This window comes from Streptomyces sp. NPDC005799, assembly GCF_040630525.1.
Taxonomy (GTDB): domain Bacteria; phylum Actinomycetota; class Actinomycetes; order Streptomycetales; family Streptomycetaceae; genus Streptomyces; species Streptomyces griseorubiginosus_B.
The window spans coordinates 1-19,683 of record NZ_JBEXXQ010000048.1 but is presented as its reverse complement, the minus strand read 5'-3'; the positions used below and the strand labels follow the sequence as shown (position 1 = coordinate 19,683).

General features: G+C 68.5%; 17 protein-coding genes and 1 pseudogene. 10 read left to right on the top strand and 8 right to left on the bottom strand.

The window, feature by feature from the left end; translation table 11 throughout:
- Window positions 1-351: 351 nt before the first annotated feature.
- On the bottom strand, window positions 352-1,308 hold the full coding sequence (locus ABZ453_RS36600; RefSeq protein ID WP_359021993.1) for a LysR family transcriptional regulator: 957 nt from the start codon (window positions 1,306-1,308) through the stop codon (window positions 352-354).
- A gap of 208 nt (window positions 1,309-1,516) precedes the next feature.
- On the opposite strand from ABZ453_RS36600, the gene ABZ453_RS36595 reads away from it, so the two are divergent.
- The 6 genes from ABZ453_RS36595 to ABZ453_RS36570 all read left to right on the top strand — a co-directional run bounded on the left by ABZ453_RS36595 (window position 1,517) and on the right by ABZ453_RS36570 (window position 8,056).
- On the top strand, window positions 1,517-2,449 hold the full coding sequence (locus ABZ453_RS36595; RefSeq protein WP_359021991.1) for a VOC family protein: 933 nt from the start codon (window positions 1,517-1,519) through the stop codon (window positions 2,447-2,449).
- Window positions 2,450-2,480: 31 nt separating this feature from the next.
- Window positions 2,481-3,455: an ornithine cyclodeaminase family protein gene (locus ABZ453_RS36590; RefSeq protein WP_359021989.1), complete on the top strand. Its 975-nt coding sequence runs from the start codon at window positions 2,481-2,483 to the stop codon at window positions 3,453-3,455.
- A gap of 10 nt (window positions 3,456-3,465) precedes the next feature.
- Window positions 3,466-4,950, top strand: a complete 1,485-nt coding sequence (locus tag ABZ453_RS36585; protein ID WP_359021987.1) for an NAD-dependent succinate-semialdehyde dehydrogenase — start codon at window positions 3,466-3,468, stop codon at window positions 4,948-4,950.
- 106 nt (window positions 4,951-5,056) lie between these two features.
- Window positions 5,057-6,076, top strand: coding sequence for a dihydrodipicolinate synthase family protein (locus tag ABZ453_RS36580; RefSeq protein ID WP_359021985.1), 1,020 nt, complete (start codon window positions 5,057-5,059; stop codon window positions 6,074-6,076).
- A complete protein-coding gene (locus tag ABZ453_RS36575) occupies window positions 6,073-7,050 on the top strand; it encodes a cyclase family protein (RefSeq protein ID WP_359021983.1) in 978 nt (325 codons plus the stop codon). Before ABZ453_RS36580 ends, ABZ453_RS36575 begins: the two co-directional genes overlap by 4 nt.
- Before the next feature lie 22 nt (window positions 7,051-7,072).
- Complete coding sequence (locus ABZ453_RS36570; protein ID WP_359021981.1) at window positions 7,073-8,056, top strand: fumarylacetoacetate hydrolase family protein; 984 nt, start codon at window positions 7,073-7,075, stop codon at window positions 8,054-8,056.
- Between the two features lie 470 nt (window positions 8,057-8,526).
- On the opposite strand, the gene ABZ453_RS36565 is transcribed toward ABZ453_RS36570, so the two are convergent.
- Window positions 8,527-8,898 (bottom strand): DoxX family protein, encoded by a 372-nt coding sequence (locus ABZ453_RS36565; protein ID WP_359021979.1) that lies wholly within the window; start codon window positions 8,896-8,898, stop codon window positions 8,527-8,529.
- A gap of 122 nt (window positions 8,899-9,020) precedes the next feature.
- A complete protein-coding gene (locus ABZ453_RS36560) occupies window positions 9,021-9,491 on the bottom strand; it encodes a MarR family transcriptional regulator (protein WP_359021977.1) in 471 nt (156 codons plus the stop codon).
- 154 nt (window positions 9,492-9,645) lie between these two features.
- Between ABZ453_RS36560 and ribA the strand changes: the two genes are divergently transcribed.
- The 3 genes from ribA to ABZ453_RS36545 are packed head-to-tail and all read left to right on the top strand — an operon-like array spanning window position 9,646 to window position 11,586.
- Window positions 9,646-10,317 (top strand): GTP cyclohydrolase II, encoded by a 672-nt coding sequence (ribA, locus tag ABZ453_RS36555; protein WP_359021975.1) that lies wholly within the window; start codon window positions 9,646-9,648, stop codon window positions 10,315-10,317.
- Window positions 10,318-10,354: 37 nt separating this feature from the next.
- Window positions 10,355-10,642, top strand: a complete 288-nt coding sequence (locus tag ABZ453_RS36550) for a DUF2218 domain-containing protein (protein WP_356357702.1) — start codon at window positions 10,355-10,357, stop codon at window positions 10,640-10,642.
- Complete coding sequence (locus tag ABZ453_RS36545) at window positions 10,639-11,586, top strand: NADP-dependent oxidoreductase (RefSeq protein WP_359021973.1); 948 nt, start codon at window positions 10,639-10,641, stop codon at window positions 11,584-11,586. The genes ABZ453_RS36550 and ABZ453_RS36545 overlap by 4 nt, the downstream gene beginning before the upstream one ends.
- A gap of 1,012 nt (window positions 11,587-12,598) precedes the next feature.
- Here the strand turns inward: ABZ453_RS36545 and ABZ453_RS36540 are convergent.
- A complete protein-coding gene (locus ABZ453_RS36540; RefSeq protein WP_359021971.1) occupies window positions 12,599-15,856 on the bottom strand; it encodes a family 78 glycoside hydrolase catalytic domain in 3,258 nt (1,085 codons plus the stop codon).
- Window positions 15,857-16,087: 231 nt separating this feature from the next.
- Between ABZ453_RS36540 and ABZ453_RS36535 the strand changes: the two genes are divergently transcribed.
- Complete coding sequence (locus tag ABZ453_RS36535) at window positions 16,088-16,663, top strand: protease complex subunit PrcB family protein (protein ID WP_359021969.1); 576 nt, start codon at window positions 16,088-16,090, stop codon at window positions 16,661-16,663.
- Between the two features lie 181 nt (window positions 16,664-16,844).
- Here ABZ453_RS36535 and ABZ453_RS36530 read toward each other — a convergent pair whose 3' ends face one another.
- From ABZ453_RS36530 to ABZ453_RS36515, 4 genes and pseudogenes are all read right to left on the bottom strand, one after another.
- A complete protein-coding gene (locus tag ABZ453_RS36530) occupies window positions 16,845-17,546 on the bottom strand; it encodes an IS3 family transposase (protein ID WP_359021967.1) in 702 nt (233 codons plus the stop codon).
- Complete coding sequence (locus ABZ453_RS36525; protein WP_033329589.1) at window positions 17,543-17,851, bottom strand: transposase; 309 nt, start codon at window positions 17,849-17,851, stop codon at window positions 17,543-17,545. The genes ABZ453_RS36530 and ABZ453_RS36525 overlap by 4 nt, the downstream gene beginning before the upstream one ends.
- Before the next feature lie 94 nt (window positions 17,852-17,945).
- Window positions 17,946-19,214, bottom strand: coding sequence for an IS110 family transposase (locus ABZ453_RS36520; RefSeq protein ID WP_359021964.1), 1,269 nt, complete (start codon window positions 19,212-19,214; stop codon window positions 17,946-17,948).
- Window positions 19,215-19,470: 256 nt separating this feature from the next.
- Window positions 19,471-19,683 (bottom strand): annotated as a pseudogene (locus tag ABZ453_RS36515) (IS110 family transposase); the annotation flags it as partial.

The following is a 19,683-nucleotide window of genomic DNA, read 5'->3' as shown; positions in this document are numbered from 1 at the left end:
CCCATGCGGGCGGGACGGACCGCTTCACACGGAGGGTGAACGCAGTACAGGCACGGCCTCGGTGATCATGTGAGTGTCGAAGTCCCCTGACCACGTGGTGGGTCCGTGCCTGCTCCGGCGGCTTCCCCCATGCCCTCGGGCCTGGGCCACCTGGCCTGGCTCCCGCCCCGGCACCGCTGTCGGACACGGTCGCGCTGTCCGGCCCAGGTGCCCGATCCGCGGGGCGTTCGTGGACGTCGCCGTCTGCAGTCCGTACCGGGCGCCTGGCCCGCGTCATGCCCTCGGCGTCACCGGATGAACCCGCACAGAAGGCGATCACGCAACGGACCCTGCCTCCTGACCGGTCCTGCCTCAGCCGGCTGCCGGGGCGGGCAGTGTGCCCCGGATGTAGGCATCTGCGAAATGGCGCATGCGCTGCCGCAGCCAGGCGTGGCCCGGATCGTCGTCCATGCGTTTCGTCCATACCATCATTTCGGTGCCCGACGGCAGCTCCATGGGAGGTTCGAGCAGTCGCAGGCCTGTCGCCGGGGCGATCTGGCGCCCGAGCGTTTCAGGGATCAAGGTGATGAGCCGGGTACCGTGGAGCAGGAACGGGGCGAGTTCGAGACTCGTGGTGACCTCGACGTGGCGCGGGATGCCGAGCAGGTCGAGTTGCACTTCGGCCAGGGAGGGCCGCCGGTCGGGGCTCGTCGCGAGGTACGGCAGCTCGCTGAACTGCTCGACCGAGATGCTCTCACCCACATCGGGGTGCTCCTGGTCGACCGCGAGCACGTAGCGGTCGGTGTACGTGGCCTCGATGCACAGGTCCGGCCCGCTGGGCACCAGCTCGCGCGGAACGATGACGAGGTCGATCTGGTGGCGGGTCAGCAGTTCCTCGTACTCCTCAGCGAAGGGCTGGATGTGCAACCGCACGTTCGGAGCCTCGGCCGGCAGCTGCACCAACAGAGGATGCAGTACGGCGACGGCCGCGTAGCTGCTCGCCATCACCGAGTACGTCCTGTGGTCGGTCGCGGGATCGAAGCTGTCGCGCTGTGACAGCAGCGACTTGATCTCGGTCAGCGTCTTCTGCACTGGCCGCACCAGCGACTCGGCAACCGGTGTGGCAACCATGGTCCGCCCCTGCCTGACGAGGATCGGGTCGTTGAGGAGCTTGCGGAGCCGAGCGAGCGTGGAGCTCATGGCCGACTGCCCGACGGACAGACGGGCCGCCGCCGCGGTCACGCTCCGTTCCGCCATCAGGGCGTCGAAGGCGACGAGCAGATTGAGATCCACCCGGTTGAGATCCAGGGGCGCATTGGTGGTGGGCATCGACCGGAATTCCTGTCTGTGCTTAAGGCATACCGACAGAAGTCGGCTGCCGCGGCTCGACGGTCGACTCCGACCACGGATTGATGTCATCAATCCGAACGCATCACCATCGATTGTTTGTATCGAGGAGTGCGTATGTCTAGCGTCTTGCAGCGGGGAAAGCGACGCGAACGACCTGTTCGTCGTCACTGAAGAGCAGGAGTCGACGATGACCGCAGCCTTCCGTCCGATCACCCATCTCAGGTATGTGGGTATCGGTGTGCCCGAGTACGGCAAGGCCCTGGAGTTCTACAAGAACCTCTGGGGACTGCAGCCGGTGGCCGACGACAGCGGTGTGACCTTCTTCGCCACTCCCGCGGACCCGGAGCAGTACATCCTTCGCGTCCGGCAGGACCAGGACAAGCGACTGGACCTCATCGCCTTCGGTGTGAACTCACCCGAAGAAGTCGACGAGTTGGCCCGTCGGCTGGCGGTCGGCGGGATCACCCTCGACCGGGAGCCCGGCAAGCTGGACACCCCGGGCGGCGGATACGGCGTCCGGTTCTTCGACCCCGACGGCCGACTCGTGGAGGTGTCCGCCGGGGTCGCGCAGAAGCCGTTCCGGGAGCTGGAGGAACGCGAATCCGTCCCCAGGAAGCTCAGCCACGTGGTGATCAACTCCACCGATGTGGCCGCGACCAAGGCGTTCTACGAGACGTACCTCGGCTTCCGCCTCTCGGACTGGCTCGGCGACCTGATGTGCTTCATGCGCAGCGGAACCCAGCATCACATCCTCGCCATCGCCCGAGCACCGCGCGTCTCGTTGAATCACGTTTCCTTCGAGATGCGCGGCATCGACGAGTACATGCGCGGGTCCGGGCGTCTGATGCGCGCCGGTCACCGCCCGCTGTGGGGGCCAGGCCGGCACGGCCCGGGAGACAACACCTTCACCTACTTCCTCGACCCGAACGAGAACGTCGTCGAGTACACGACGGAGCTGGAGACCATCGAGGACGACGAGGCGTGGGAGCCCCGCGTCTTCGACAGCACCTCTCCTCAGTCGCAGGACCAGTGGGGGACCGGCGGGTCGATGACCGAGACCATGCTGCCGGTGCTGCTCAAGCAGACGGACGGCGGTCTGTGGACCCCCTCGCCGATCTGATCCCTCCCCCTCCTCCGCAAAGGCCACTGAAGTGACTCTTTTCCTTGATGACGCAGCGGTACAGGCGGCCTTCGACTGGGAGCTGGCAACCTCGGCGGTGCGCGAGGCATACGCGACGAGCATGGACGGAGCACGCTATCCGGCCCGCGGCATGGCCCGCGGAGACCACGGCTGGCTGCGCACCCTCACGGGCGTACCGGCCGGAGGCGAAGTGATGGGAGCGAAGATCATCGCGGCCGCGATGCCGACGCACAGCGTCTCCTATCTCATCCCCCTGTTCGACCAACGGACGGCCGAGCTGGTGGCCCTCCTCGACGGCCACTCCATCACCGGTTACCGGACGGCGGCCACCTCGGCCGTCGCGGCGGACCTGCTGTCGCCGCCCGGCGCCCTGACCGTCGCCGTGATCGGCTCCGGTTTCGAAGCGCGGAACCATGTGCGCGCCCTCGCCGTCGTACGAGACCTCAAGGCCGTACGGGTGTACAGCCCACGACCGGAGAGCCGAGCCCGATTCGTCGCCGAACTGCCCGACCTGCCGATCACGCAGGCGGCCAGTGCCGAGGAGGCCGTCACAGGCGCCACGCTGGTTGTCTGCGCCGCCCGGTCCCGCGACGAGACCCCCACCCTGCTCGGCAAGTGGCTCCGACCAGGCATGACCGTCGTCTCCATCGGATCCACCCTGCCCGAGCAGCGTGAGGTGGACCCCGAGGTGATCGCCCGTGCCGACGTGATCGTGGCGGACATGGTCGAGGAGGTGCTCGACGACACCGGGGACCTGATCGCCGCGCGAGCCGCCGGTCTCGACGTGGCGGGCAAGGTCTGCTCGCTGGCCGACCTCGTCGGCGAGCGCATCCCCGGGCGCACCCGCGACAACCAGATCGCGCTGTACAAGTCGGTCGGCTCAGCGGCCCAGGACCTGGCGGTCGCCGGCATGTGCGCGCGCAACGCCGAGCGGCTGGGACTCGGAACCCGGATGCCGGCCACCATTCATCCCGTGCAGAAGTGAGAGAGCCGCCATGACCACGGAGACGACCGTTCCACTCGGTCTGTCCGACCCCACACTGCTGCGCACGGCCGCCTACGTCGAGGGCACGTGGCTGGAAGCCGGCGATGGCGGCCGACTCACCGTCCGCAACCCGTCGACCGGTGAACTCATTGCGGACCTGCCCGCACTCGGCAGAGCGCAGACCGCCCAGGCCGTAGACGCCGCTCATCGTGCTCTGCCCGAGTGGCGGGCGCGGTCGGGCAAACAGCGCGCACAGGTGCTGCGGCGCTGGTTCGACCTCGTCACCGAGCACACGGAGGAGCTGGCCCGGCTGATCGTCCTGGAGGAGGGCAAGCCACTCGCGGAGGCCCGCGGGGAAGTCGCTTATGCCGCCTCCTTCATCGAGTGGTTCGCCGAGGAGGCCAAACGGATCCGCGGCGACGTGTTCGCGGCACCGGAGGCATCGCGCAGGGTGCTGGTGGTCAAGGAGCCGGTCGGGGTATGCGTGGCCATCACCCCGTGGAACTTCCCCGCCGCGATGATCACCCGTAAGGCCGCTCCGGCACTGGCCGCGGGCTGCACGATGGTCGTCAAGCCCGCCGAGCAGACGCCCTTGACGGCACTGGCCCTCGCCGAGCTTGCCGAGCGGGCCGGTGTACCGGCCGGGGTCCTCAACGTGGTGATCGGCGACCCGCGCGAGATCGGGCCCGAGCTGACCGGCAATCCGCTGGTCCGCAAGGTCAGCTTCACCGGCTCCACCGAGGTCGGCAGGCTGCTCCTGGCCCAGTCCGCCCAGACGGTGAAGAAGACCTCGATGGAACTGGGCGGCAACGCGCCGGTGCTCGTCTTCGACGACGCCGACATCGAGACCGCCGTCGCCGGTGTCGTCGCCACCAAGTACCGCAACACCGGGCAGGCCTGCATCAGCGCCAACCGTGTCTACGTGCAGGCGGGAATCCACGACCGCTTCGCGGAGGCGTTGACCCGCAGGGTCGAGGACCTTGTCGTCGGAGACGGCTTCGACGACGGCGTGCAGCAGGGACCGCTCATCGACGAGGCAGCGGTGGCGAAGGTCGAGGAACATCTCGCCGACGCCACGAACCGGGGTGCCAGGATCCTGTGCGGCGGTTCGCGGCACCGGCGTGGAGGGCTCTTCTTCCAGCCCACCGTGCTGGCGGACGTGGCCCCGGGCATGCTCGTCACCCGCGAGGAGACCTTCGGCCCGCTCACCCCGCTCATCCGCTTCACCGACGAGACCGAGGCCGTCCGCATGGCCAACGACACCGACTACGGTCTGGCCGCCTACCTCTTCACCCGCGACGCCGAGCGGACCTGGCGCGTCTCGGCCGCCCTGGAAGCGGGGATGGTGGGCATCAACACCGGCCTGATCTCCAACGAGGTCGCCCCCTTCGGCGGCGTCAAGCAGTCGGGGCTGGGGCGGGAGGGCTCCGTCTACGGCATCGACGAGTACCTGGAGATGAAGTACCTGGCCTGGGAAGGCGCCGGCGCGCCCTGAGCCGACCGCCGCGCCGGACACCGCAGCACACACGAGCACGTCAGGACCAACCCGCCAGGCGCTGCTGCACCGCCCCGATCACCCACGCACCGAGGCAAGGACGACCATGCCCGCATACACCCGCACAGAGGCCCGGGACTGGGCCCGCGAAAAGCTCGTCGGAGCCGTCAACTGCACGATCCCGTCGTTCACCGCCGACCTTCGCGGCATCAACGAGCAGGGCATCAGGCACGACATCCGGCTCGCCGAGCAGCACGGATTCCTCGGCACCCTCGGCGTCTCCGAGGTCAGCATCACCCTGCCCGAATACCTCGACTTCCTGCGCATCGTCCGTGATGAGGCGAGCGACGACTTCGTCGTGGTCCACCACGGCAGCTGGAGCACCCTGGAGCAGAACATCGAGGCGGTGCGCGGCGCCGAAGAGGCCGGTGCCGACCTGGTGCTCCTGTCCTACCCGCCGAACTTCTACCCGGAGTCGGAACAGGAAATCTACGACTACACCAAGGCCGTCTGCGACGCCACGAACCTCGCGGTCATCCTGTTCCCGATGTACCTGTGGGGGTTCGGTCCCCGGGTGCACCCCTCGGACATCCCGACGCGGCTCATCCGCCGGCTCATCGACGACTGCCCCAACATCGCGGTCATCAAGGCCGAGGGCGGCTTCCCCACCATTCAGAGCGCTGTAGAGTGCCACCGGCTCTTCGGCGACGAGGTCGTCATCTCGATGCCCATCGAGGGCGAACTCATCCCGCTGGCACAGGTCATGCCCATCCAGCTGTCCGCCACGAGCGACCACGAATACTTCGGGCCCATGATCCCGCGTGTCATGCAGCTGCTGCGCGAGGGCAAGTACGACGACGCCACCGACATCTACTGGCAGCTGCATCCGGCACGCAAGATCAAGGGCGGCCTTGCTCCCGGGCTGCACGGCGGCGCCTTCATCAACCGGCAGGCATGGAAGTTCCAGGGGTGGCTGCAGGGCTACAACGGCGGACCGCTGCGCCAGCCCACCCAGCGCATCCACGACGCCCAGATGAACGCCCTGCGCAAGGGACTCCTCGACGCCGGGCTCGAACCCAGCATGGACCCGTTCCGCGAGTTCTTCATCGGAAGGAACCCGGCATGACCCCGGACGAACTGGACCGTGCCGACCCCGCCGGGGCGATCGCCGATGCCGCGAAGCGCTGCTCCAACTGGGGGCGTTGGGGACAGGACGACGTACTGGGCACCCTCAACTTCCTCGACGAGGGCAAACGGCGGGAGGGCGCAGCCCTGATCCGGCGCGGGGTCTCCTTCTCGCTCGCCCAGCGCTTCGACACCAACGGTCCGCAGAAAGGCTGGCGCCGCAGGACCAATCCCGTGCACACCATGCTCGCCACGGGCCTGGACGCCGAGTTCGGTCCGTCGGAGTTCCCGCACGGCATTGGCGGTGCCGACGACGTGGTGTTCATGCCGTTGCAGGCGTCGACGCAGTGGGACGGCCTCGGACACATCTTCGACCACGGCATGGCCTACAACGGACGACGCGCCTCCGCGGTGGTGACCAGCGAAGGCGATCAGCTCACGGGTATCGAGACCGTGGCCGACCGGATAGCGGGCCGAGGAGTGCTGCTCGACGTCGGCCGGGCGATCGGCACCGACGGCGAACTGCCGGACGGCTTCGCCATCACCGCCGAGCATCTCGAAGCCACGATCGCCGCACAGGGCGCATCCTCCCGAGTAGGTAGGGGTGATCTGCTGCTGGTCCGTACGGGACAGATGGCGCGGACGCGTCGCGACGGCTGGGGCGACTACGCAGGCGGGCCGGCACCCGGCCTCTCGTTCACCACCGCCGACTGGCTGCACACCCGCGAGATCGCCGGTATCGCCACCGACACCTGGGGCTTCGAGGTCCGGCCCAACGAATTCGATCGGGCCTTCCAGCCCCTGCACCAAGTGGCCATCCCGCACATGGGCCTCTTCATCGGGGAGATATGGGATCTCGACGCCCTCGCGGCCGACTGCGCTGCCGACGGCATCCACGACTTCTTCCTCACCGCCGCCCCCCTCCCCGTCACCGGTGCCGTCGGAGCCCCGGTCAACCCCATCGCCATCAAGTAGAACCCCGGAGAGGACGCACACCATGCGCTTCGCCACCTGGGAATGCGCCGGCCGTTCCTCCGCGGGGGTCGTCGGCGAGCACGGGCTGCACGCCCTCCCCGGCACGACGACGGTCCTGGACCTCGTACGGGCCGGACTGCCGGCCGCCCTTGAGGCCGGCGCCGCCGCCCTGGACACCTCCTCCCCGACACCGATCGATTCCGTACGGCTGCTGCCGCCGCTGCAACCGCCGACCGTGCGGGACTTCGCGGCATTCGAGGAGCACGTCGAGGGTGTCGTGAAGTCGGTCGGTCAAGGCGGCGTGGTCGTACCGGAGTGGTACGAGGCCCCGGCCTTCTACTTCACCAACCCCTATGCGTTGATCGGCGCGCACGACGACGTCCCGGTCCCGCCGGGCTCACACGTGCTGGACTTCGAACTCGAAGTGGCCACCGTCATCGGCAAGGACGGCGCCTCACTCACCCCCGAACAAGCACGGGACCACGTGTTCGGCTACACCGTCCTCAACGACTGGTCCGCGCGGGACCTGCAAGGCCGCGAGATGAAGGTGGGCCTCGGGCCCGCCAAGGGAAAGGACTTCGCCACCACCCTGGGACCGTGGCTGGTGACCGCCGACGAGCTGGACGCCTACCGCGAAGACGAGGGGTTCCTGCAGCTGGACATGCGGGTGTCGGTCAATGGCACCGAGGTTGGCCAGGACCTGTTGAGCAACATGAGCTGGACGTTCGAGGAGCTCATCTCGTACGCGTCCTGCGGCACCTGGGTGAAGGCCGGTGACGTCCTCGGCTCCGGGACCTGCGGCAACGGCGGCTGCCTCGGTGAGTTGTGGGGCCGCCACGGGACGCGGACACCGCCTCCGCTCGAACCCGGAGACATCGTGGAAATGACAGTCGAGGGCATCGGTTCGATCCGCAACCGAGTCGTACCGGGCGAGCAGCCCACGCCGATCACCGCTGCACGCCGACGGCCGCGCCTGCGCAAGCGGACGGCCTCCGACAGGACCTGAACCAGGGCAAGGCCAGAACCGGGAAACGGGGACGGAGAACGTCGGGGCACCTCCACAGCTGCATCGGTCATCGGAACCACCGAGCTTGCCTGTTGACCATGCTGTCGCACCGCGGAACTCCACCGAGGCCGCCCTTCCGAGGGGCACGACGTCGTCCATGCCCGCGTCGCCCGTGCCCGCCGCGATGATCGCGCCCAGGCCGGTCGAGTCGAGCGGCGCGGCGAGCCCGCTGGAGTGCAGGGAGCCGATGACGTCGGTCGGCTCCGGAGGCGTTCGCGTCGCGGTCTCGGTGGCACCGTCGGCGGCGCGGACGACCCCGATGCCGGTTGTGCGGTGCGCCGGTATCGGTTCCGGCGGCGTGGGGGCCAGTGCCGCCCTGTCCATGGCCGCAGCCTGGCTCGTGCCGCTTACGAAGGGTGACCCCGGGGGGCAACAGGCCGCGGGCCCGCCCCCGGGGTCGGTGGCGCGGATCAGAACGCGTACGGGCCGAAGCGACCCCAGGCGACCAGCACGAGCAGGGCTATGTAGATCAGGTTCACGGCGGCCAGCGAGGTCTCGGAGCGGCGCAGATGGACCACGGAACCGCCGCCGGCGAGCGCGATCCCGCCGAGTGCCGCCCACGGGACCAGCGCCGGAGCGATGTCGGTGGCGCCCGGCAGGATCAGCCCGAGGCCGACCAGCGCGTCCAGGGCGCCGATCGCCTTCACGGCCGGGTCGGAGAACTGCTCGACCCAGCCGAAGGTGGAGGCGAGCTTCTTCTTGTCCGTGAAGATCTTCATCGCGCCCACGGCCAGGAATGCGGCGGCGAGCAGGGACTGGACAATCCACAAGAAAACGTTCACAGAGCACTCCGGCGAGAGGCAGGGGGAGGGAGGTTCAAATCTGAACATGCGCAAGGTAGCACAGTGTTCAGATTTGAACTACCAGCTTCCGGCCGCCTCGGTCAGACGCCTGGGCTGCCGCGTCACAGGGGGGCTCCCTCGCCCCGTGTGCGGCGGGCGACCTCGCTCATGCCGTCGGCCAGAACGGTGAGCTGTTCCAGGGTGAAGGCTTCGAGGAAGAACTCCCGCACGGCCGCGATGTGCCCCGGGGCCGCCTGCTGCAGCGTGCGCCGGCCGTCGTCGGTGAGGACCGCGTAGACCGCGCGCGGATCACCGGTGCACCCACGCCGCCGCACCAGACCGGCCTTCTCGAGCTGGGCGATCTGGTACGTCAGTCCGCTCTTGGTGGTGTGGAGCGTCTCGGAGAGCGCGCCCATGCGCATCTCGCGGTCCGGGGCGGAATCGAGGCGGGCGAGGACCACGTACTGCAGGTGGGTGATCCCCGAATCCTCCTTGAGCTGCTGGTCCAGTCGCCGGTCCAGCGATACCGCGGCACCCACGAAGGCGTACCAGGCTCGCGCCTCATGCTCGTTCAACAATCCGGGCTCCGTCATGTACCTACGCTATCTCGTCAGTTCAAATTCGAATCGGTGTGACCGAGGCCACGACGGGCCACCTGTTTCAAATTTGAAGCACGCAGGGTATGGTCCAGGATGTCGCTTCAAATTTGAACTTGCACTCGCTTCGCATCATTCCCCAGGAGCAGCCATGGACACCACGCCTTCCGCCGCGCACACCCTGCTCGCCGACGCCTCGGTGCGCTCCCGGGTGACCATCCCGCTGCGCTTCGCCGACGGCTACGAGGTCACCGCCGAGGCGGTCACCTTCCACGGACTGGCCGACGGCAAGGAGCACGTCGCGCTGATCCTGGGCGACCCCACGGCTGCCGCGGCGCCGTTGGTGCGGATGCACTCCGAGTGCCTGACGGGCGACGTGTTCGGCTCGGCGCGCTGCGACTGCGGTCCGCAACTGCGCGAGGCGGTCGAGCGCATCGCGGCCACCGGCGGAGTGCTGCTCTACCTGCGCCAGGAGGGCCGCGGCATCGGCCTCTACAACAAGCTGGACGCCTACGCCCTGCAGGACGCGGGCCTGGACACGTACGAGGCCAACACCGCCCTCGGTCTGCCCGAGGACGGCCGCGACTACACCGCCGCCGCTCAGATGCTCGCCGCGCTCGGCCTCGCCGAGTTGGACCTGCTCACCAACAACCCCGACAAGGCACGCCAGTTGCGTGACCTCGGGGTCCCGGTGCGCTTCGTGGAGCCCACCGGCGTCTTCGCCACCGACAGCAACATCCGCTACCTGCACGCCAAGGCCGAGCACACCCACCACACGATCCGGCTGCCCGAGACGGCCGCCTTCGCCACCCTGGCCGGCTGACCCCGACCCCACCCCTCTCTCACCCCGGAGTTCCGTCATGCCCACATCCCTCGGCCGCGTTGCCACCGACGCCGCCCCGCGCTACGCCAAGCAACTCGCCTCCCACTTCGGCGGCAAGATCCCCACCGAGGAGACCCGCGACGGCGGGCACCGCCTCACCTTCCAGCAGACTGACGTCCTGCTCGAGCCCGCCGACGACCACCTGCTCATCCGGGTGACCGCACCCGACGCGTCCTCCCTCACCGCCATCGAGAGCGTCGTGGGCAGCCACCTCGAGCGCTTCGGCCGCCGCAACGAACTCACGGTCGTCTGGGAGCAGTCATGAAGGCCGTCGTCATCACCGACTTCGGAGCCGAGCCGCTCCTCACCGATCTGCCCGTTCCGGAACCGGGACCGCGCGAGGTGCTGGTCCGCCTGCGCGCCGCCGCGCTCAACCCCTTCGACTGGAAGGTCGCCGACGGAGCCCTCAAGGGCGCGGTCGAGCACGACTTCCCACTGGTCATGGGCTCCGACGGCGCCGGCGTCGTCGAGCGAGTGGGAGCCGGGGTGAACCTGTTCCGGATGGGCGACACCGTCTACGGCCAGTTCATGGACGTGGCCCGCGGACGCGGTTCCTACGCCGAGTACGCCCTGGTCTCCGAGGACGGCAAGATCGCCCGCATACCGGACAACCTGCCGTTCACCGTCGCCGCCCTGCCCACCGCGAGCGCCACCGCCTACCAGGCCATCGAGGCCGCCCGCCTCGACACCGGACAGGTAGTCCTCGTCAACGGCGCCTCCGGAGGCGTCGGCCAGTCCGCGATCCAGTTCGCCGCCCACCAGGGAGCCCGGGTGCTGGCCACCGCCACCCCCGACGTCGCCGCACGTCTGCGCGACCTCGGCGCCCACGAGACCCTCGACTTCACCGCCGCGCCGGTCGCCGAGCAGGTACTCGCCGCCCACCCCGAGGGCATCGACGCCGTCCTCGACCTCGTCAGCCAGCCGGGCGACGACGGCACAGCGGCCCTCGCGGCCCTGCTCAAGCCCGGCGGCAGACTGATCAGCACCAACCACGCCGCCGACGTCGAGGGGCTGGCGGCCCGCGAGATCCACGGCGTCAATCTCGCCAACAACCCCAGCCGGGCCGAACTGGAGGCACTCGCCGACCTCGCCGCCGCCAGAAAGCTCCGCGTCACCGTCGACAGCGAGATCCCCCTGGCCGAGGCCCCGGCCGCCGTGGCCCGCGCCCGCTCCGGCCACTCCCGCGGCAAGACGGTCATCCTGCCCTGACCGGCAGGATGGCACCGGCGCCTGGCCGGCACGGCCCGTCGGGATGCCCGGGGCTGTTGACCGGCAGACACCTTTAGTCCCGGTGACAGATGGGCCGACCAACGCGAGCGAGGGCCGACAATGATGGCCCAACGGCTCCGTCCACCGCGACACCACGACCAGTCACACGGCACGACGTATCCGCACGCCCAGCCGTAACGGCGGACGGCACCGCCCTGCGGCGCGGTCCGCTGAGGCGGTGGTCTCGTCGAGGCCCGTGAGCTGTTGACCGACGTCCACGGCCGGCTCGGAGAGGGCTGCCGTTGCTCCCGGCCGGCGCGGGCCGCGGCGCGTGGGAAGTCTGGGCGGTGCGCACGCTGCGGTCGGCTCCGCCAACCCCGAGCTGGTTGCCTGCCTCCTGGCCTATTTCGTCGCACGCAGCCAAGGTGATGTCCGGCCGGTTGTCTTCAACGACCTCGTCAGCGCCCAGAGCGGTCTGGAGCGACTGCTCTCGCGTGATCCCGGCGACTCCCGCCTGCTGGGCGAACTGGTCGAGCGGGCTCGTGCCGAGACGCTCGACGTGCGCTACGCGCCCCGGTGCTCCACCGCAGCGCTCACCGTGGTGGACCAGGTGTCCCGCTGGGATGACACGAGCGCGCTCGTGTCAGAGACAGGACGTTCTGGGACGTCTTCGCGGCGATCGACCACGACACGTCGTTCGACGAGGAGGACCAACTCGGCAACATCCCTACGACCAGCACCTGATCATCCGTCCGCTGGCACGACGGGCCAACGGCCGACCCGTTTCGACGTCCGGGCTCGCGCCCTGTTGGCTTCCGTACCAAGCCGCAGCTGGCCGCCGCGGCAGCCATCCTGGCTGACGGAAACCGGCCGCAAACGGGCAGCCGGTTTCCGCCTCTACGATGACACGTTTTGCCGTCCGGTACTGAGACCCGATCAGCGCTCCGATCAGCCGGTGAACACGGCACCCCCGGAGGGGGGTGAACGTCGGGCATGGGTGGTGGCGGGTGCGTCAGTGGTGGGCGGTGACTGTGAACTCCCAGTGGCCGGAGCCGACGGTGTAGAGGGACTCGTCGCCGTCGCTGTGCTGCGGCTGCGCACCGGAGGTGGCGCGGACACCGACGTGGGCTTGTCCGAGGTGGGGGACATGGACGGTCGCGGTGCTGCCGATCGGGACGGTGACGTCGAGGGTCAGCCCACCGCCGGTGTTCGTCCAGGAGGTGGCGACCTTGCCGCGCACGGTTGCGATGGACGCGGCCGCGTGGTGCAGGCCCGGCGGGATCTGCGGGGCGATGGTAATGGTGCGGTAGCCGGGGCCGGTCGGCTGGATGCCGCCCAGCTGCGTGTAGAAGGAGGCGTTGATGCCTGCGAACATGGCGTGGTCGTGGGTCTCCATGTTCGAGGCGTACGTCCACTGCTCCCAGGAACTCGTCGCTCCCTTCGTGATCTCGTAGCCGAAGCCCGGGTAGCTCCGCTGGTCCAGTAACTTCATCGCCACGTCGATCCGGCCGATGCCGGCGAGCGCGTCCATCAGGTACCGGGTGCCGAAGATCCCGGTGTCGAGGTGACCGCCGTCCTTGGTGAGGATGGCGTTCACGAGTTGGGCACCGACTTTGCTGATGTTGCGCGCGGGGACCATGTCGAAGGCGAGCGGGAGCACGCTCGTCGTCTGGCGGCCGTCGCCGTAGGTGTCACCTGCAGCGTTGAGGAACTCGGCGTTGAACGCGTCTTTGATGGCGTTGGCGAGCTGGGTGTAGTGCGCCGCATCGTCGCTGTGGCCCAGTTCCCGTGCGGCCTTGGAGACGTCCACCGCCTGGAGATACGACAGCGCGGTGTTTACCAGCGAGACCTCGCTGGTGCAGTTGCCCGCGTCCGGGCCGCCGAGGCCGCCGTTGGCATGGGAGCTGCGGTCGGGTGGGCACCAGTCGCCGAACCCCCTGTTGGGCGGCCAGATGTGCCCAGGTATGTTAGTGGCGTTGGTGTCGAGGAACGTCTTCATCCCCGGGTATGCACCGGCGAGGGTGGCACGGTCGCCGTACTGCTCGTACAGGGCCCAGGCGAGGGTGATCGGGTCGCCGCCCATGTCGGGCTGCTGGGCGTTCCCCCCGTCGTTGGGGAGCGGGGTGCCGGGTGGCATGTCCTGGAGGTAGTTGGCGTAGAAGCCGTCTGTGCCGAACTCGCGAATGGACGCGTCGTGGTACGCCTGCACGTCCATGGCGGGCGGGGTCCGTTCGTCGCGGACGGGGTTGTCGGTGGGGATGCTCATCGAGTTGTTCAGAATGCTCCACCGGTTGTTCTGCCAGATCTGGTCGAGCAGCGGGTCGGAGGAGGAGAACGTGCCGGTGGATGTCACATCGGCGTGCGCCACCCGGGCGTCGAGGCTTTTTGACGTTGGGGTGCCCGGGTAGCCGGTGACCTCGACGTAGCGGAACCCGTGGTAGGTGAAGCGGGGTTCGTATGTCTCCGTGCTGTGGCTGCCGCCCAGGGTGAAGCTGTCGGTGGCCGCGGCAGACCGGTTGGTGGTGGTGTCGAGCATGCCGTCGGTGCCGACCTCCTCGGCGGTCCGCATCCGTACGGTAGTGCCTGCCACGCCCTTGACGTGCAGGCGCTCCCAGCCGGCGATGTTCTGGCCGAAGTCGTAGACGTAGACGCCCGGCTTCGGATGAGTGAGCTTCACCGGTGCGAGGGTGCTGGTGACCCGGATCGGCGGCAGTGTGGCAGCCGTCAGGGACTGGGAGGGGGCCTGCACGGTCCGCACCGGCTGCCAGGCGGTCGAGTCGAAGCCGGGCTTGTCCCAACCGGGCTTCTCCAGCCGGGCGTCGTAGGATTCGCCGGCGTAGATGCCGTTGCCGGTGATCGGGCCGCCCGACCACCTCCAGTTGTCGTCGGTGGTGATGGTTTGCCGGTGGCCGTCGGTGTAGGTGACGTAGAGCAGCATGACTGCCTGGTGCGGGCCGGTCCAGCGGAAGCCGTAGGGGTTGAATCGCTCGTCGTAGCCGTTCCCGAGCCACAGCCCGACGGTGTTCGCACCGCTCTTGAGGTCGCTGGTGACGTCGTACGTCGTGTAGAGGTCACGACGGTCGTACGGGGTGGCGGCGGGGGCGAGCACCTGGTCGCCGACCTTGGCTCCGTTGAGGTGCAACTCGTAGAAGCCCAGGCCGAAGACGTAGGCGCGGGCTGAGGCGACCCTCTTGCCGTCAAGGGAGAAGGAGCGGCGCATCATCGGCGCGTTGGGCTCGGCGTCGAGCAGAGTGGGGTCGCCCCGCGGTTCGAGCTGACCGTCGGTGACCGAGGTGTCGGGGAAGAAAGGGTCGGGGGAGGTGCTGAAGTCGTCGGAGAAGAGCGCAGCGCCGTCCAGGGCGCGAACCGTGATGTTGTCGTACAAAGCATCCTCGGAGACGCCGTTGGTCGCTGAGCTGCGAAAGCCCAAGGTGCCCGCGGTGAGGGTCGTGTCGGTGCGGGTGTCGACCTGGGTACCGTCGATCGAGGTGGTGATCCGGCTGCCTTCGGCCCTGAGGGTGAGGTGGTGTGGGGCGTTGGCATTCGCGGTGGTGACGACTGGACTGAGATCAATCTCATCGAGGTTGGTGAACCGGCCGCCCGACTGGACGTGCGGCCGCAGCAGCACCTTGCCGGCTGCCTGCGCGGCGTTGATCTGCCACATGTAGCAGTCCTGCGCGTCCTTCACCCGGAACAAGATGCTCGCGGCGCCCGACTTGATGGTGAAATCCGCGTCGAGGGTGAAGTCCGACCAGGAGTCGCTGCTGTCGGTGTCCGGGCTGATCCACTGCGCGCCCTGCCAGTCCGCCGGGTTCAGAAGACCGGTCTCCCAGTGCGCGGCCGGGCTCCACCGGGAGGGCCGACCTTGCGCGTCCCACACCTGCACGGTCCAGTAGTAAGCACGTGACGAGGTCAACTCCGCCCCGACGTACGGTACTCCGACCGAGTCGGCGCTACGCACCCGGCCGCTGTCCCAGACGTCCGCCTCCTTGGCGTTCAGGCGCTTCGGGCTGCTCGCCACCAGGATGCGGTACGCGGTCTGCCGGTCACCGCGGGCCGGGGAGTGCAACTGCCAACCGAGGCTGGGCCGGGTGCTATCGGTCCCGAGCGGACTTGCCGTGCCGTCCACGGTCAGTTGTCCCACCGAGATGCCGCCGGATGAGGCGGCCGCGACTCCCGGACCGCCCGGCGACGCCCCAAGGGCCACCACCGCGGCCAGGGCCACTACCGTGCTCCAGCGCGGTGACTTCCAGCGCCAACGACTGTACATAGGGCCCCCATTCAGACCGCAGCAGCGCTGCCGGGTAGAATTGAAACGATTCAATCACGGAGACTGTTGGCAATATACGAGTGCGGCCCGTCAGGGGCAATGGATCGGACAGGCTCCCTCTTCGGACCTGGATCCGCATGTCCCGGCGGGTGCTTGGCACGTTGACCCGCGTCCGACGTGGGCTTTACCCGGATGGGCGCTGCATTGAAACGATGAACCGAATGCCCCAGAATGCCTGCTCACGGGCTGCACACTGGCTATGGCCTACCTCTACGAGGCCGGAGCATCATGACAGTGCGGCGATGGTTTTCCCGGGCCTGCCAGCGGCAGAGGCCGATGCACGAGCATGGCCGGGACGGGGAGGGCGGAAGCGTGGGGGATCACGCTCTTGCTGGGGACGAGGACGAACACGAGATTCCCTTCGCGTACTTGGTCGCTGACGTCTGGTCGGCGGTGGTGGAGCCCACCGTGCTCGTCGTCCGGAGCCGATCTGTCTGGGTGGACCTGTGGAGCCGTGCGACTGCCAGTAGACAGCCGCCACCCGACCCGCCCGAGGTCGACTGGTCCGCCAACTGGGTGCTGTTCGTTGCCACCGGCCCCCGGCCCACAACCGGCTACAACGTGGAAATCTGTCGTCTCGTCCGTCAAGGTCACACGGTCCATGTGTACGCGGTGGAAACGCTCCCGCCTCCCAAGGCCGTAACCGGGTGCGCTGTCACGCACCCTATTCACGCGGTGACGACACCCCGAGAACCGGAAGGTGTGCGTTTCCAGTTCCATATCCAGCGCAAAGTCCCTGAACAATGACCGCACACTTCCGAGGCGGCGCCAACTGCGCTGAGAGCGGTCCCCCTACCCGCCACGTATGGGATCCCTGCAGGCGGACACGCACAGTCACCTTTCAATCAGGCCGTACGCGGGGATTTTCCGTTGGCCGCTGTCACCGGGGTCCGATGGCGTCGAGCCGGCCTTGTGGGAAGAAACGGAGCTATGCGCTCCCAGAGGTCATCAGGAACCAGGTCAGCGCAGCAGGGCGGCGGCCTGGCCGGCGTCGTCGAGGAACAGCCCCAGGCCGGGAATCGCGGCCAGGCGCACATTCGGGTCGCAGGCGCGGGCGATTTCGGCGAACTCCAACGCCCCGTGCGCGAAGGAACGCCGCTGCTTGCGCGCAGCCAGCCGGCGGGTAGTAGTCGATCTCGGTGCCGTCATCGTCGAAGCCCCGCTCGAGGGACTCGCGGCCGATGCTGCGTGCGGGGAGCGCGACGACTTCAGCAGGCCCGGTATTTCCTCGGCTGTGCCGTATCCACAGCCGGTTCGGCGCCGGTGCGGTGAAGTCCCCGTTGACCAGGTCCGGGGCGAGTGCGGCTTTCGGGTCGCGGCGCGTGAAGCTCTTCCGCCGCGGGCTGACGCCCGCGATGTCGGCCTCGCGCATCAGCCGCTCGACCCGCTTGCGGCCCACGCGTGTGCCCTCGCGTCTGAGGACGGCGTGCACGCGCGGCGAACCGTAATTGCCGCCGGATTCCGCGTGGATCTCCTTGATCCGCTCGGTCAGCTCGACGTCGCGGCGCCGCCGTTCGCACGGCTCCTTCTCCGTGCGGCGCCAGCGGTAGTAGGTGGAGGAGGGGATGTGCAGTTCCCGCAGGACGCACTCGACTCCCAGGCGGGGATACTCGTCGACGAGCGCCGTCACCTGGGCCGGGTCGGGTCGAGTTGCGCCGCGAAAAACGCAGACGCCGTCCGCAGCACGTCGTTCGCCCGCTTGAGCTGGGCGTTCTCCTTGCGCAGCGCCACCAGCTCGGCCCGCTCGTCCGTGGTGAGCCGGTCGTCGCGCTCGCCGGCATCGGCCTCGGCCTGCCGGATCCAGCCGCGCAGTGCCTCGGGATGCACGCCGAGGTCGACAGCCAGCTTCTTGATCTGCGGCTTCGGGTCGGAGGTCCGATACATCCGCACCGCACGCTCACGCAACTCCAGCGAGTACTTTCTGGGGGCGGCCATGGTCGATGTTCCTCTTCATCCGAAAATTGATCTCCCTGGAGGCGTGCCTGAGCAGCCCGTGGGCGGGGGTGTCGACGGGCCAGGTGTGCCGATGCTATGCGGCGGGTTCGAGGGTGACCCTGTATCCGAGGGCTTCGAGCTGGCGGAGGTGGTTGTGCTTCCTGCGTTCGGGGTCGATGCGGGTGTCGTAGAAGTCGGCGCCGAGGTCACGGAATTTGGTGTCCGGGTCGGACAGCAGATGCCAGATCACCACCAGGAGCGAGCGGCCGACCGCGACCAGGGCCTTCTTCTTGCCGCGGCGGCGAGCGATGCGCCGGTAGCGTTCGCCCAGGAAGGTGTCGGTCCTGCCGGCTGCACTGGCGCAGTTGCCCAGGACCCGGGCCAGGTAGGAGTTGCCGTGCCCGGTGCTGCCCTTGCCTTTCTTCTTCCCGGCGGACTCCTTGACGCCGGGGGCGAACTTCGCCCAGGAAGCGAGGTGGGCGGCGGTGGGGAAGCGGGACATGTCGAGCCCGATCTCCGCGATGATCACACGGGCCGCGACCGGGTTGATGCCGGGGATCCCACTTAGCCGCGTGATCGCCTCGGCATACGGGGCGACCTCGGCGCCGATCCTGGCGTCCAGAGCGGCGATGTCGGCATCGATGGCGTCGATGCGGCCGAGCATCTTCGACAGCAGGAAGGCGTGGTGGTCGGTGAAGTGACCGGTGAACGCCTCTTCCAGCGCGGCAAGTTTGGCGCGCAGGCGGCGGCGGGCGTACTGGGCCAGGACCTTGGGGTCGCGCTCGCCGGCGATAAGCGCGGCCAGCATGTCGCGGCCGGAGGGGCCGAAGATGTCGCTGGCCACCGAACTGACCTTGATCTGGGCGTCCTCCAGCAGCTTCTCCACGCGCTGCTTCTCGCTGGTGCGGGCGGTCACCAGGTCGGTGCGGTAGCGGGTCAGGTCCCGCAGAGTGCGGATCTCACGTGGCGGTACGAAGCTCGGGCGGATCATCTGCCGTTCGGCAATCTTGGCCAGCCAGATCGCGTCGAGCTTGTCGGTCTTGGGCCGGCCCGGCAGGTGCTTGACGTCGCGCGCGTTGACCAGCCACACGTCGAACCCGGCGGCCTCCAGGACGTAGAAGGCGGGCCGCCAGTAGTCCGAGGTGGCCTCCATGACCACTCTGGTCACTCTCAGACAGCGCAGGTGGTCCGACAGCTCCAGCAGCGACCGGGTCACGGTCGGCCAGGTGCCCACCTCCTGCATGCGCCGCCCCGGCGATCCCTCCCGGGGCACGCGAGTGCAGCACACCGCCTCGGTCTTCCCAATGTCCAGAGCCGCCACCCGTTCGATGATCTCCTCGGTGTCCTGTGCCTCTGTGAGCATCTCCGCCTCCCTCGTCCCGGACGGCTGCTGCCTGTGGGAGCCACAGGGCTGATGGAGAAGTCTCATCCGCGTGCTCGAAGCCACACTGAAGGCGCCCGTTGGCTGGCTCCCTGTGCCCGGCTCATGAACGACCTCGCAGATCACAGAGGAAACGGCCTCAACAGGCAGCAACCACCCCAATTTTCAGCACGGAACGGGCGTCACCGCAGGTGATCCGATGGGCTCATGAGTCCCATCTGACCTCCTAATGATGTTGTCAAGCTGCTGCAGTGACAGGGAGGTTGCCTTGGTAGCACTGTCCGTCACGAATGAGAGCCCACAGGACGTTGACGCGTCGACGGGCCAGCGCGAGCACAGCCTGGGTATGCCGCTTACCCTCGGCGCGTTTGCGTTCGTAGAAGCGGCGCGAGTCGTCGCAGCTGCGGATGCTGATGAGCGCGGAGGTGTAGAAGACGCGTTGCAGGCCACG